A 14446-nucleotide genomic window follows, 5' to 3' on the forward strand; every position below is an offset into this window, starting at 1 on the left:
CGAGGGGGCGGCGGAGGACGACGAGCCGGAGCCGGCGTCGGTGGAGGAGCAGGCCGCGAGGCTGAAGATGAGGGCGCCGGAGGCGACGATGCCGAAGGCGGACTTGGTGATGGTCTTGCGTGAGATGTTCACGATGTTTCTCCTTGTCTGTGGTTCCCGGTGGGGAGTTGACAGGGGTTCGCCACCCTCGCTGGATGAGATTGGTGCGTTACCTGACCGTTACCTCCAGCCAGCCAGCCAGCCAGCCAGCCGGCCAGCCGGCCAGTGCCGAGGAGGCGGTGGGCAGGTCCCGGGGACCGGCCCAGCGCCTCCTCGGCTCGATGGGTTCACGGTGCGGGTCGGCGGCAGGATTCAGGAGCCGACCGTGCACAGGTCCTGAGTCGTGCACGACTCAGGACGAATGTGTCCTGAGCTGCGGCGACTCAGGACCCATGTTCCTGAATGAGGAGAGCAAGCGAGACGGCCGGGCTAGCGCAGGTCGAGCCAGGCGACCTGCTCGTCCGACAGCGAGACGCTGAGGCCGCGCATCGACGAGCGCGCCTCCGAGATCGTGCGCGGCCCGAACAGCGGGAACGTCGGGAACGGCTGGTGCAGCACGTACGCCAAGGCGATCGCCGTCGCCGCGACGCCGTGCTCCGCTCCGAGCTGTTCCGCACGGCGCAGACGCTCGAAGTTGTCTTCGCTGTAGTAGCAACGCACGAGTTCGGCGTCGGTGAGGTCGTCGGGGCGAGCCCGCCCGGTGAAGAAGCCGCGCGCCTGGGACGACCAGGGCAGCAGCGGGATCTGGCGCTGCTCGAGCCACTGCTTCGACTCCGGGTCGGTGACGTGCTCGCAGCCGGCCCACGGCACGTCGTACGCCTCGGCGAGGCCGAAGTGGTTCGACAGCACCGAGAACTCGGCCCGGCCGTGGGCGCGGGCGTACTCGTTCGCCTCGTCGACGCGGGCCGGGGTCCAGTTCGAGCCGCCGTAGACCCGGATGCGCCCGGCCCGGCGGTGCTCGTCGAGCACGTCGACGAACTCGCCCACGGGGACGTCGGTGTTGTCCCTGTGCATCATGTAGATGTCCGCGTGGTCGGTGCCCTGCCGGTCGAGGCTCTCGAGCAGCTGGCGGGTCAGCGACTCGGGGTCGCAGTGCGGCGTGTGCGCGCCCTTCGTGATGACGACGACGTCGTCGCGGATGCCGCGGTTCGCGATCCACCGTCCGAGCCGCGCCTCCATCTCGCCGTCGCCGTAGAGCCAGCCGGTGTCGAACGTGTTGCCGCCCTGGCTGACGAAGTGGTCGAAGATCGAGGAGGCGTGGGCCAGGTCCTGCTGGTTGTCGACTCCCATGACCAGTCGCGACACCTTCTTGCCGACCCCGGCGATCTCGCCGTAGACCATCGGTGCGTCGGGGGAGACCGCGAGCGGGCGGCCGGTGACCGGCGGGATGTCGACGTCCTCGCGCTCGAACGGGTAGCGCAGGCCGATCGCGGCACGCCACTGGTCGAGCACGCGGGCGGTCCCGACGCTGTCGTCGAGGCTGATCTCGGCGGCCTCGCCGGTGCCGTCGCGCAGGGCGGCGATCGTCGCGGCGGCCTCGAGGCCGTACGGCTCCGCCCCGGGGAACGACAGGGTGCGGGTCTCGCCGTCGACGGTGCGGACGGTCAGCTCGGCGTCGTCGCCGAACCACGGGTCGGTGATCACGATGCTGCCGCGCGAGCCCGTGATCGTCGCGGCGTTGGCGTCCTCGACGCGGATCCCGCAGCGGACGGTCGCCGTCGTGCCGTCGCCGAAGTCGAGCTGGGCGAGGGTCCACTCGTCGACGCCGGTCGGGCCGAGCGTGCCCTTGGCCGTCACGGCGAGGGGCTCGGCGAACGCGCGACCGCGGGCGGCCCCGACGACGGCGCGCGCCAGCGACACCGGGTAGCCGCCCACGTCGAGGATCCCGCCGCCGGCCGTGTCGACGTCGAACAGGCGGCCCTCACGCTCGGAGGCCGCGAACGAGAAGGCCGCGTCGACGTGCACGAGCTCGCCGATCGCGCCGTCCCGGACGAGCTCGAGCAGCGCGCGGGTCTGCGGGTGGAACCGGTACATGAACGCCTCGACGAGGGTCGCGCCCGCCTGCCGTGCCTCGTCGGCCACGGCCATCGTGGTGCCGGCGTTCGGCGTCAGCGGCTTCTCGCAGAGGACGGCCTTGCCGGCCGCGACGGCGTCGAGCACGAGGCGCGCGTGGGCGGTGTGCACGGTGGCGACGTAGACGGCGTCGATCGTCGGGTCGGAGAGGACCTCGGCGTACGTCCCGGTGCGGACCGTCCCGTCCCCGTCGCCCCCGTCCGACTCGCCCCCGTCCGACTCGCCCCCGTCTGACTCGCCCCCGGCGGGGGCAGCCCCCTGCTCGGCCGCGAACGAGGCGAGCTCGGCGGCCCTGCCTGCGTCGGTGCTGCCGACCGCGGCGAGCACCCCGCCCGACGACGGCAGCTGCGAGACGAACTTCCGGGCGATCGAGCCGGCGCCGAGCACGGCCCAGCGGGCGGCGGCGCCCGGCTCGGCCGGCTGGCGGGGTGCCGTGGGGGCAGCACCAGCCGAGGAGGCGGCGGTCGCGTCGGCGGGAGGGGTCAGGGGAGACATCGGTGTCCTTCACTGGGTCTGCGGTCGCGAAGTCGTGCGAGCGACCGTGAACGTTCACGGCCAGGGTCGACGCTACCAGTAACCTCAGGGGGTGACGACTGCCGACCCCCGCCTCCCTCGCCCTGCCACGATCCTCGACGTGGCCAGGGTCGCCGGGGTCTCGCGCCAGACGGTGACCCGGTCGCTCAACGGCCTGCCCGACGTGAGCGCCGCGACGCGCGAGCGCGTGGTGCAGGCGGCCCGCGACCTGAACTACCGGCCGAACCGTGCGGCCCAGGGCCTCGTCAAGGGCCGGCAGGTGACGGTCGGGCTCGTCCTCGACGACCTCCGCAACCCGTACTACCCCGAGGTCGCGTCGGAGTTCAGCCGGGCCGCGACCGCACGCGGCTGGGGAGTGCTGCTGTGCGACCTCGGGCACGACGCCTCCGTCGCCCGCGAGAGCCTGGCGTCCCTGGTGCCGCGCGTCGACGTGCTCGTCTCGCTGATGCCGCTCGGCGACCTGCGCGACCAGGTGTCGGGAGTCCCGACGGTCGAGGTCGACACCGATCCCGACGGAGGCGCCCAGGGCGTCATCGAGATCGAGACTCGGACGGCCGTCCGCAGCGCTCTCGACCACCTCAGGGCGGCGGGCCGCAGCCGGGTCGCGATGATCGACTCCGGCGTGGAGGGCTCCGGGCGGGCCCTCGCCTACCGCGAGTACCTCGCCGATCACGACATGGCGTGGAGCACCGCCTCCGAGGTCCGGGTCGAGCAGACCCACGCCGACGGGGTGCGCGCGGTCGCCGAGCTGCTCCGCGCGTACCCGGACGCCGACGCCCTGCTGGCCTTCAACGACGTGCTCGCGATCGGCGCCCTCAAGGGGCTCGCGCGCCTCGGGGTCGCCGTGCCGGACGACGTAGCAGTGGTCGGCATGGACGGGCTCGACCTCGGCTCGCTCGTCACTCCCGAGCTGACCACCCTCTCGATCGACAAGGCCGAGCTGGCGCGCGTCGCCGTCGAGGTCGTGGCCGAGATGCTCGCCGGTGCCGAGCCGCCGCGGCGCCGCGTGGCGCGCACGCTGCTGCTCCGCGAGTCCGCGTAGCCCGTAGCGCGTAGCGCGCGCCTGCCCGCTGCCGGTCACACTCCGCACGCGAACTCTCGCCGAGGGCGCGCCACGGGCGGCGCCGTTGGCTGCGCGGCCCTTGCGTGAACGTTCACGGTGACTTAGTCTCAGGTCCGACACCGCAGTCGAAGCGCTTCGCCACGACGCCGGGACCAGAGGCACGACGCCGGGACCAGAGGCGCGACGACTCGACGAGGAGGCCGAGATGACGACGATCCACGACGTGGCGAAGGCCGCCGGGGTCTCGATCAGCACCGTCTCGTACGCGCTCAGCGGCAAGCGGTCCATCCGGGCCGACACCCGCCTCCGGATCGACGCCGCCGTCCGCGACCTCGGCTACCGCGCCAACGCCGGCGCCCGCATGCTGGCCGGCACGCGGACGAACATCCTCGCCCTCAGTGCCCCGATGCACGCCGAGACGCATCCGCCCGCGTTCATGTCGTTCGTCGTGGCGATCGCCACGGCCGCCCGGCGCCACGACTACGACATCCTGCTGCTGACCGAGGCGGACCCGCTCGAGGGCCTCCGCCGGGTGGCGTCGAGCCAGCTGGTCGACGGCGTCGTCCTGATGGACGTCGACACCGACGACGTCCGCCTCCCGCTGCTGCGCGAGCTCGACCTGCCCGCGACGGTCGTCGGCGTGCCCCGCGACACGACCGGCCTGGTCTGCGTCGACTTCGACTTCGAGGAGGCGGCACGCACGTCGGTCCGCCGGCTCGCCGACCAGGGCCACCGGTCGATCGGCATGGTCGGCCACGCCGCCGCCCTCTACGAGCACGGGTCGAACTTCGCGCCGCGGTTCCGCGACGCCTTCGTCGCGGCGATCGAGGCCGATCCCCGGGGGCTGCAGGGCGCGTTCGCCCACGCCCCGGCCGCCGGCGACCGGCGCGGGCCGATCGACGTGCTGCAGGAGGCGTTGCCCGACCTGACCGCGCTCGTCCTGAACTGCAACGAGGGGGCCCACCGCGCCGTGCTCCGATCGCTCGCCGACAGGGGGCTGCGCGTGCCTGACGACGTGTCCGTCGTCTCGGCCTGCTCGAGCTTCGACACGGCCGAGTTCGTGCCGGCGCTCGACGTCGTGCCGCTGCCCGCCGAGGAATCGGGCCGCCGCGCGGTCGAGCTCACGATGGCGCAGCTGGACGGCCGGTCGACGAATCAGGTGCAGCTGATCGCGCCGACCTGGATCACCGGGAACTCGACCGCGGAGGTCGTCGTCTCCTGACTCCTCGACGCCCCCGGCGCTCGACGATCCTTCGTCGAAGCGCTTCGACATTCCTTCACCCATCACCACGACCCACGCCACCCCACCCGCACGCACCCACCCGCACGCACCCACCCACGCACCCACCCACACCGAGAGGCCCCCGATGTCGACGCTGACGTCCCGCTCCCGCGACCTGCCCGAGCCCCGCACCTTCCCCTGGATCACCGACGGCCTCGCCCTCGGCGGCGACTGGTCGCCCGAGCAGTGGCCCGAGGAGCTCTGGGTCGACGACGTCGCCCTCATGAAGCGGGCCGGGGTGAACAGCATCAACCTCGCCGTCTTCTCCTGGGGCCTGATCGAGGTCGCCGACGGCGAGTTCGACTTCGGCTGGCTCGACCGCGCGATGGACCTGCTCGGCGACGCCGGCATCGGCGTCAACCTCGCGACCCCGACCGCGGCGCCGCCGATCTGGCTGTTCCGGGCGCACCCCGAGATCGGCCTCGTCACCGACCGCGGCGTGCGGGTCTCGCAGGGCGGCCGACTCGGCTGGTCGCCGAGCTCCGCGGTGTTCCGCCGCTACGCGCTGCGGCTGGTCGAGACCATGGCGGCCCGCTACGCCGATCACCCGGCCCTCCGCCTCTGGCACGTGAGCAACGAGCTCGGAAACGAGAACTCGCACTGCTTCAGCGACGAGACCTCCGCGGCCTTCGCGACCTGGCTGGAGGCGCGGCACGGCACGGTCGAGGAGCTGAACGCGCACTGGGGCTCGGCCTTCTGGGGCCACCGCTACACGTCGTTCGACCAGGTCGAGGCGCCGCGCTTCACCGGCACCAGCCACAACCCCGGCCTGCTGCTCGACTTCGAGCGCTTCAGCAGCGACGCGCTGCTCGGCCACTACCTCGCTGAGCGCGAGGTGCTGCGGCGCGTCACGCCCGACGTGCCGATCACGACGAACTTCATGATCCAGAACCACCCCGGGGTGCACGACTACGCCGGCTGGGCGCGCGAGGTCGACCTCGTCGCGAACGACCACTACACGATCGGCGTCGACCCCGAGCGCTGGGGCGAGCTGGCCTTCAGCGCCGACCGGACCCGCGGCATGTCGCAGGGCGAGCCGTGGCTGCTGATCGAGCACTCGACCTCGGCGGTCAACTGGCAGCCGCGCAACCGTGCCAAGTCGCCCGGCGAGCTGGCGCGCAACAGCCTGGCGCACGTCGCGCGCGGGGCCGACGGCGCCCTGTTCTTCCAGTGGCGCCAGTCGACCGCGGGCAGCGAGCAGCACCACTCGTCCGTCGTGCCGCACGCGGGTGCCGACAGCCGCGTGTACCGCGAGGTGGAGGCGCTCGGCGCGACCCTGCGCCGCATCGGCGCCGTGCGCGGGTCGACCGTCGAGCAGGCCCGCGTCGCGATCCTCTTCGACGAGATCAGCCCGAACGCGCTCCGCTCGGGGAACAACCCCAGCGTCGACGTCAGGGCCCTCGACCAGCCGCTCGCGTTCCACCGGGCGCTGACTCGCAAGGGCGTGGCGGTCGACGTGGTCGCGCCGACGAGCGACCTCTCCGGCTACGACCTCGTCGTCGTGGCGACCCTCTACCTGTGCCCCGAGGAGGCGGTGGCCGGCCTCGAGCAGGTCGTCGCCCGAGGCGGGACCGTCGTCGTCACCCCGTTCTCCGGCATCGTCGACCGGCACAACCGCGTCGTCGAGGGCGGCTACCCCGGCGTGCTGCGTGAGCTGCTCGGCGTGCGCTCGGAGGAGTTCTACCCGCTGCTGCAGGGCGTCGAGGTCGAGCTGTCCGACGGCCGCCGCGGCCGCGTCTGGAGCGAGCTCGCCGAGCCCCGCGCCTGGAGCGCCGACGGCGCCGCCGCCACGGTCACGAGCACCTACGCCACCGGCCAGCTCGCCGGCCACCCGGCGACCTTCCGCCGCGACGTCGACGGTGGCGGAGCGGCGATCTACCTGACCACGCACCTCGACGACGCGTCGCTCGCCGACCTCGTCGACGACCTCGTCGCCGAGCAGGGCATCGCGCCCACAGCGGCCGGCGACGACGGTCTCGAGCGGGTGCGCCGCACCTCCGAGGCGGGGTCGTGGCTCTTCGCGATCAACCACGGCGACGTCGACCAGCAGGTCGAGGCGACCGGGGTCGACCTCGTGTCGGGCGACCGCGCCGACGGCTCGTTCACCGTGCCCGCCGGCGCGGTCGCCGTGATCGAGGAGTCCCCGGCCCGCTGACCCGCACCCCGCACCGCACCGCACCGACCCCACCACTCGCACCCGCACCGCACCACCCGCGTCGAAGGAGATGCCGATGAGACACCCGAAGACCGTGAGGGCCGCAGCACTCGCGACCCTCCTGATCGGGGGAGCCGCGCTGAGCGGCTGCTCCGCCGCGGGCGGCGACGACGTCGTCCGCCTCGAGTACTGGGGCTGGGGGGTGGGCCAGAGCGAGCAGGTCGCGCTCTGGAACGCCGCGAACCCCGACGTCCAGGTGCGGCACACCGACGCAGGAGGCGGCACGGACTCGGCCGCGAAGCTCCTGACCTCGAGCCGGGCCGGCAACGCCCCCGACGTGGCGCTCGCCGAGTACACGACGATCCCGTCGCTGGTGATCGCCGACGTGCCGCGCGACATCACCGACCTCGTGGCCGACGTGGACGACGCCTTCACCGACGGCACCTGGGCCCAGACCACGTTCGGCGGGCAGGTCTACGCCCTGCCGCAGGACGCCGGGCCGATGGTGCTGACGTACCGGGCCGACCTGCTCGCCGAGACGGGCCAGGCCGTGCCGACGACGTGGCAGGAGTTCGGCGACGTCGCCCGCGCCGTGCACGAGCAGCGCCCCGACACGGTGCTCGCGGCCGTCCCCGCCGGCGAGCTCGGCTTCTGGGCCGGCGTCTCGGCGCAGGCCGGCGCCGACTGGTGGTCGGTCGACGAGGACGGCTGGACGGTCGGCATCGCCGACGAGCGGATGCTCGAGGTCGCCGACTTCTTCGAGCAGCTCGCCGCCGACGGCTCGATCGACACCGACCCCGTGTTGTCGCCCGAGTACAACAAGCGCGTCAACGACGGCACGATCGGCGGCTGGGCCGCGGGCATCTGGGCGCCGAGCGTGCTCGGCGGCGTCGCCCCCGACACCTCCGGCGCGTGGGAGATCACGCCGCTGCCCGAGTGGACGCCCGGCGACGCCGCGGTGCCGTTCCAGGGCGGCTCGGCGCTGATCGTCACGAAGAACAGCGAGCACCCCGAGGAGGCGGCGGCGTTCGCCAAGTGGATGAACGCGAGCACCGAGGGCAACCAGTCCCTGCTCGACGTGCGCGGGGTCTACCCCGCGTCGATCGAGGGCCAGGAGCTCGCGATCGGCAACGCGCCGCCCTCGCTGATGCCGCAGCAGACCGATTTCTACGACGTCGCCGCCGAGGTCTCGGAGGACGTCCTCCCCACCACGTGGGGCCCGAACGTCGCGCTCGCGACGACGACGCTCACCGATGAGCTCAACGCGGCGATCGGGGCCGGCACCCCGTGGCGCGACGCCTTCGCCGCGACCCAGGCCGTCGTCGTGGCCGACATGGAGGAAGTGGGATACCAGGTGACCACGAATGGCTGACACCGCGCTGCGCCCCGAGATGACGCACCCCGTGACCGCGAGCCCGGCCCCGCGCCCGGCACGCGGCCGACGCCGGAGCCCGCTGGCTCCCTACCTGTTCGTCGCGCCGGCCGTCGTGCTGTTCGTGGTGTTCATGCTGATCCCCCTCGGCTACACGATCTGGTCGAGCCTCCGGGCCTACCGGATCGAGGAAGGCGCCTCCGTGCTCGGCGTCCGCGTCGACCGCTTCGTCGGCCTCGACAACTACGTCGCCGTGCTCCAGGACGCCGAGCTGCTCGCCAGCTTCGGCCGGCTCGGCGTCTACGGCGTCATCGCGGTGCCGCTGACGCTCGGGCTGGCGCTGCTCTTCGCGCTGTTGCTCGACGTGCCCGCCGTCCGCGCCAAGCGGTTCGCGCGCACGGCGATCTTCATCCCCTACGCCGTGCCCGGCATCACCGCGGCGCTGCTCTGGGGCTTCATGTACCTGCCGAGCACCAGCCCGTTCTCGTACGTGACGAACGCGCTCGGCTGGGGCCCGATCCCGTTCCTCGAGGCCGGCGGCCTGTTCGGGTCGCTCGCCAACATCGCCATCTGGGGCGGCGTCGGCTTCAACATGATCATCATCTACACGTCGCTCCGCGGCATCCCGGCCGAGATCTACGAGTCGGCCCGCCTCGACGGCGCGAGCGAGCTGCAGGTGGCCCTGCGCATCAAGGTGCCGCTCGTCGTCCCCGCGCTCGTCCTCACCGGCGTCTTCGCGCTGATCGGCACGCTGCAGCTGTACGGCGAGCCGAACACCCTCCGTCCCCTGACCACCGAGATCACCCAGAGCTGGGCACCGCTGATGACCATCTACCGCGACGCGTTCCTGACCGACGACCTCCCGTCGGCAGCCGCCTCCTCGACCATCCTCGCGCTCGGGACGGTCGCCCTCTCGGCGGTCGTGCTCGGCGTCGCGAACCGCCGCCGGAAGGAGGGCGTCTCGTGACCGCCCTCGACACCCGCCGCGGCACGAGCTCCCGACGAGGAGGCGCGGAGGGCGACCGCAGGACGGCCCGCCCCGGCGCCTCCCGCCCCTCCCGCAAGGGCAAGCTGCTGCCCACGATCGTGCTGCTGATCGGCGCGTTCTACTGCCTCGTGCCGGTCGGCTGGGTGTTCATCGCCTCGTCGAAGTCGCCGGGCGAGCTCTTCACCTCGTTCTCGTTCGCCCCGGGCACCGGGCTGCTCGGCAACCTCGGCGACCTGTTCGCCTACGAGGGCGGCCAGTACGGCCTGTGGGCGGCGAACTCGCTGCTCTACGCGGGAGTCGGCGGCGTGCTGTCGACGCTCGTCTCGACGATGGCTGGCTACGCCCTGGCGAAGTTCGCGTTCCGCGGGCGGAACCTGATCTTCTTCATGATCCTCGCGGGCGTGCTCATCCCGGGCATCACCCTGGCGATCCCGCAGTACATCCTGCTCAGCGAGATCGGGCTGGCGGGCGGGCCGATCTCTGTGCTGCTGCCGATCATCATCAGCCCGTTCGGCATCTACCTCTCGCGGGTGTTCGCGCAGTCGGCGGTGCCGCAGGAGATCCTCGAGGCGTCGCGGATCGACGGCGCGGGCGAGTGGCGGATCTTCCGGCACATCGTGCTGCCGATCATGGTGCCCGGCATGGTGACCGTGTTCCTGCTGCAGTTCGTCGGCATCTGGAACAACTTCCTGCTGCCGTTCGTGATGCTCAGCGACCAGGCCGACTACCCGCTCACCGTCGGCCTCTACACGCTGCTGTCGAAGGGGTCGGGCGCCCCCGCGCTGTACTCGCTCGCCATCACGGGAGCTGCCGTGTCGATCGTCCCGCTGACGCTGCTCGTGCTGTTCCTGCAGCGCTTCTGGCGGCTCGACCTGATCTCGGGAGGGCTGAAGGGCTGATGACCGAGCCGATCCGCACCTCCTCGACCCCCACCTCCTCGACCGTCGGCCGCTCGCCGAGGGAAGGCAGCACCGCATGAAGTTCACCGACGGCTACTGGGAGATCCTGCCCGGCGTCACCGCCCTGTACGCCCAGGAGGCGCACGACGTCTGGGAGCAGGACGGCGGCCTGGTCGCCTACGCCCCCACGAAGCGCATCGCGGGGCGGGGCGACACCCTCAACCGGCCGATGCTCACCGTGTCGCTGTCGTCGCCGGCCGAGGGCGTCATCCGCGTCCGCATCGACCACCACCAGGGCACGCGCGGCCGCGGCGGGTTCGACCTGCCCGGCGACGACGGCTCGCGGGTCGGCGAGGTCAGCGTCGTCGACGGCGTGGGCACGCTCACCTCGGGGGCGCTCACCGCGACCGTGGGCGAGGGCGCCCCCTGGTCGCTCGAGTTCAGCTCGGGCGGCGAACGGCTGACGGGGTCGGGGCACCGCTCCGTCGGGTACGTGACGGACGCCTCCGGCCGGTCGTTCGTGCACGAGCAGCTCGACCTCGGCGTCGGCGAGCACGTCTACGGGCTGGGGGAGCGCTTCGGGCCGCTCGTCAAGAACGGGCAGACGGTCGAGATCTGGAACGCCGACGGCGGCACCTCGAGCGAGCAGTCGTACAAGAACGTGCCGTTCTACCTGACGAACAAGGGATACGGGGTGCTCGTCGACGACCCCGGCGCCGTCTCGTTCGAGGTCGGCACCGAGTCGGTCGAGCGCGTGCAGTTCTCGGTCGAGGGCGAGTCGCTCGAGTACCTCGTGATCGCCGGGCCGACGGGCAAGGACGTGCTCGAGCGCTACACCGCGCTCGCCGGACGCCCCGCCCTCGTGCCGGCCTGGAGCTACGGCCTCTGGCTGACGACGAGCTTCACGACCAGCTACGACGAGGCCACGGTGACCTCGTTCATCGACGGCTTCGCCGAGCGCGACCTGCCGCTGTCGGCGTTCCACTTCGACTCGTTCTGGATGCGCGAGTTCCAGTGGACCGACTTCGTCTGGGACGAGCGGGCGTTCCCCGACCCCCGAGCGATGCTCGCCCGCCTGCACGAGAGGGGCCTGCACACCTGCGTGTGGATCAACCCCTACATCGCGCAGCGGTCGCGCCTCTTCGCGGAGGGCGCCGCGGCCGGCTACCTGGTCACGAGGGCGAACGGCGACGTCTGGCAGTGGGACATGTGGCAGGCCGGCATGGCGCTGGTCGACTTCACGAACCCGGAGGCGGTGGCCTGGTACCAGGGCCACCTGCGGCAGCTGACCGCGCAGGGCGTCGACTCGTTCAAGACCGACTTCGGCGAGCGGATCCCCACCGACGTCGTCTGGCACGACGGCAGCCACCCCGAGGCGATGCACAACCTGTACGCGCAGCTCTACAACCGCGCGGTGCACGAGGTGCTCGTCGACGAGCGGGGCGAGCGCGACGCCGTCGTCTTCGCCCGCTCGGCGACCGTCGGCGGCCAGACGATGCCGGTGCACTGGGGCGGCGACAACTCGTCGAGCCACGTGTCGATGGCCGAGACGCTGCGCGGCGGGCTGTCGTTGTCGATGGGCGGCTTCGGCTTCTGGGCGCACGACATGGGCGGCTTCGAGGGGCTGCCCGACGCGGGCGTCTTCAAGCGCTGGCTCGCCTTCGGCCTGCTCTCGTCGCACTCGCGGCTGCACGGGTCGAGCTCGTACCGGGTGCCGTGGCTGTTCGACGACGAGGCCGTCGACGTGACCCGGGCGTTCACGAAGCTCAAGCTCTCGCTGATGCCGTACCTGTTCCAGGCGGGCGTCGAGGCACACGAGCGGGGAGTGCCGGTGATGCGGCCGATGGTGCTCGAGTTCGACCGCGACCGCGCCGTCGTGCACGTCGACACGCAGTACATGCTGGGGCCCGACCTGCTCGTCGCCCCGGTGTTCTCCGCCGACGGCACCGTCGAGGTCTACCTGCCGCACGGCCGCTGGACGAGCTGGTTCACCGGCGAGGTCGTCGAGGGCGGGTCGTGGCGCACCGAGCGGCACGGCTTCGACACCCTGCCGCTGTACGTCCGCGAGGGGGCGGTGGTGCCCGTCGGAGCCCGCGACGACCGGCCCGACTACGACTACCTGGACGGGCTGACGCTGCACGCGTTCCCCGGTCCCGACGGGGTCCGCGAGGTGACGATCACCGACCAGGCGACGGCCGTGCCGACCGTCTTCCGAGTCGAGAGACGAGGAGGCGCGGTGCAGGTGACCGGGCCCGAGGGCGCGACCCTGCCTGCCCTGGTGGTGCGCGCCTCCTAGGCCGCTCGCTCGGCTTTCGCATCACGTTCCGAGCATCGCGTCGCGCCACGACGGGACGCGACGCTCGGAACGTGATGCGACACTCGCCACCCCCGGCCGGGGGCCAGCCCGGGTACGGGGCGACGCCACCGGTCGGGGTACGGCCGGTCGCGCGCCAGCCGAGAGAACCGGCGCGGTCGTTGTGCTCGTCGTGGATCAGGCGTATATCTCAGGCAACGGGGAACACCAGCACGTCCGACACGTGTGCTCTGGTGCCTCCTCTCCGCAGTCAGGTGCCGCCATGGCCCGCACGACATCCACCCTCCCCTTCACGCGGACGGCCGTCGTGCTCGGCGTCGCCGCCGCCCTCACCCTCACGGCCGCGTTGCCGGCCCAGGCCGACACGGTCATCCCCGGGCCGGTGGGGCTCGGCTCCGCCGCGACCTACGGCGTCCTCGCGAGCTCGGCGATCACCAACACCGGCGCCAGCGTGGTCGACGGCGACATCGGAGTGAGCGCCGAGGGCGCGATCACCGGTTTCGACCCCGCGACGGGCCCCGGCGTGATCGCCACGGGAGGTGTCGTGCACGTCAACGACGCCGCCTCGGCCCAGGCGCAGGCCGACCTCACGACCGCGTACGACGTCGCGCGGTCACTGACTCCGCAAGAGTCCGGCGTCACCGAGCTGGCCGGTCGGTCGCTGACCCCCGGCGTCTACTCGGGCGGCGAGGTCGCGCTGTCGGCGAACGGCGCCCTGACCTTCGCCGGCACCGCGGAGTCGGTCTGGGTCATCCAGGCGTCGAGCAGCCTCACCATCGGCTCGGTGACGACGATGATCCTGCCGCCCGGCGCGAGTGCCTGCAACGTCTTCTGGCAGGTCGGCAGCTCGGCCACCATCGGCAGCGGGTCGCAGTTCCGGGGCACCGTCCTCGCGCAGACCTCCGTCAGCGTGAACGACGGCACGACCGTCATCGGCCGCCTGCTCGCCCGCACCGGCGCCGTGACCTTGATCAACGACGCGATCACCGTGCCCGAGGACTGCGCGGCCGGCGACGTGACCAGCAACCCGACCATCACCTCCGGGGCTCCCGGCACGGCCACGGCGGGCACTCCCTACACGTTCCCGGTGACGGCCAGCGGGTCTCCCTCGCCGACCTTCACGGTCACGGCGGGTACGCTGCCCGTCGGTCTCGGCCTCGACTCGGCCACCGGCGTCATCTCGGGCACGCCCACCACGCCCGGCTCGACGAGCGTCACCATCACCGCGTCCAACGGCGATGCCCCTGCTGACAGCGAGACCTACGTCATCACCGTCACCGCGGCGGCGGCCGTGCCGCCCGTCGTCGTGCCGCCGGTCACGGTGCCGCCGGTGACGGCCCCGCCCGTGACGCCCACCGTCCCCGTCACGCCCGTGGCCGACCGCGCCCGCGGTCAGCTCGCGGCAGGACGCCTCGCGAACACGGGCGCCGAGAACACGGTGCCCGCGCTGGTCGCCGGACTCGCGCTGATGTCCGGCATCGCCCTGGTGGCGACGGCCGCGGTGCGTCGCCGCCGCGCCCGCGGCGCCCACGTCGCCCGCTGACGTCTGTTGCGGACCCGCGGCCGAGTGCACGCGACAGGCCCGTGCTCGGGGGTGGTGACGCAGGGCGGTGCCTGCGAGATGATGACCGTGCGACACTCGACCGTGCACCTGCGTGCCCGTGACCCCGTGACGAACCGGCTCGCCGAGGCGTCCTGACAGGGTCGGGCCTGCCTCACCAGCGGTG

Annotated in this window: 9 protein-coding genes; 8 read left to right on the plus strand and 1 reads right to left on the minus strand. The window is 72.5% G+C overall.

Translation table 11 applies throughout. From position 1 onward, the window contains the following. Window positions 1-468: 468 nt before the first annotated feature. The gene (locus ES689_RS00005) at window positions 469-2607 is read right to left on the minus strand and encodes an aldo/keto reductase (RefSeq protein WP_146898552.1); all 2139 of its coding nucleotides are present in this window, start codon (window positions 2605-2607) and stop codon (window positions 469-471) included. A 91-nt stretch (window positions 2608-2698) separates the two neighbouring features. Between ES689_RS00005 and ES689_RS00010 the strand changes: the two genes are divergently transcribed. From ES689_RS00010 to ES689_RS00045, 8 genes are all read left to right on the plus strand, one after another. After that, window positions 2699-3688, plus strand: coding sequence for a LacI family DNA-binding transcriptional regulator (locus ES689_RS00010; protein WP_146898554.1), 990 nt, complete (start codon window positions 2699-2701; stop codon window positions 3686-3688). A gap of 226 nt (window positions 3689-3914) precedes the next feature. After that, window positions 3915-4931, plus strand: coding sequence for a LacI family DNA-binding transcriptional regulator (locus tag ES689_RS00015; RefSeq protein ID WP_146898556.1), 1017 nt, complete (start codon window positions 3915-3917; stop codon window positions 4929-4931). A 145-nt stretch (window positions 4932-5076) separates the two neighbouring features. Then, window positions 5077-7146, plus strand: coding sequence for a beta-galactosidase (locus ES689_RS00020; protein WP_146898558.1), 2070 nt, complete (start codon window positions 5077-5079; stop codon window positions 7144-7146). Between the two features lie 76 nt (window positions 7147-7222). Continuing rightward, window positions 7223-8518: an ABC transporter substrate-binding protein gene (locus ES689_RS00025; RefSeq protein ID WP_146898560.1), complete on the plus strand. Its 1296-nt coding sequence runs from the start codon at window positions 7223-7225 to the stop codon at window positions 8516-8518. Further along, window positions 8511-9485, plus strand: coding sequence for a carbohydrate ABC transporter permease (locus ES689_RS00030; protein WP_223269293.1), 975 nt, complete (start codon window positions 8511-8513; stop codon window positions 9483-9485). Before ES689_RS00025 ends, ES689_RS00030 begins: the two co-directional genes overlap by 8 nt. Continuing rightward, complete coding sequence (locus tag ES689_RS00035; RefSeq protein ID WP_150007976.1) at window positions 9482-10405, plus strand: carbohydrate ABC transporter permease; 924 nt, start codon at window positions 9482-9484, stop codon at window positions 10403-10405. Before ES689_RS00030 ends, ES689_RS00035 begins: the two co-directional genes overlap by 4 nt. A gap of 76 nt (window positions 10406-10481) precedes the next feature. Beyond that, the gene (yicI, locus tag ES689_RS00040; RefSeq protein WP_146898562.1) at window positions 10482-12701 is read left to right on the plus strand and encodes an alpha-xylosidase; all 2220 of its coding nucleotides are present in this window, start codon (window positions 10482-10484) and stop codon (window positions 12699-12701) included. Window positions 12702-12981: 280 nt separating this feature from the next. Beyond that, window positions 12982-14262: an ice-binding family protein gene (locus tag ES689_RS00045; RefSeq protein ID WP_146898564.1), complete on the plus strand. Its 1281-nt coding sequence runs from the start codon at window positions 12982-12984 to the stop codon at window positions 14260-14262. The last annotated feature ends 184 nt before the right edge of the window (window positions 14263-14446 follow it).

This window comes from Frigoribacterium sp. ACAM 257, from assembly GCF_007954365.1.
Lineage (GTDB): Bacteria > Actinomycetota > Actinomycetes > Actinomycetales > Microbacteriaceae > Frigoribacterium.

Coding starts and splice junctions, on each gene's coding strand:
- ES689_RS00005 (WP_146898552.1), bottom strand. CDS start 2,607: ATGTCTCCCCTGACCCCTCCCGCCGACGCGACCGCCGCCTCCTCGGCT.
- ES689_RS00025 (WP_146898560.1), top strand. CDS start 7,223: ATGAGACACCCGAAGACCGTGAGGGCCGCAGCACTCGCGACCCTCCTG.
- ES689_RS00015 (WP_146898556.1), top strand. CDS start 3,915: ATGACGACGATCCACGACGTGGCGAAGGCCGCCGGGGTCTCGATCAGC.
- ES689_RS00045 (WP_146898564.1), top strand. CDS start 12,982: ATGGCCCGCACGACATCCACCCTCCCCTTCACGCGGACGGCCGTCGTG.
- ES689_RS00030 (WP_223269293.1), top strand. CDS start 8,511: ATGGCTGACACCGCGCTGCGCCCCGAGATGACGCACCCCGTGACCGCG.
- ES689_RS00020 (WP_146898558.1), top strand. CDS start 5,077: ATGTCGACGCTGACGTCCCGCTCCCGCGACCTGCCCGAGCCCCGCACC.
- yicI (WP_146898562.1), top strand. CDS start 10,482: ATGAAGTTCACCGACGGCTACTGGGAGATCCTGCCCGGCGTCACCGCC.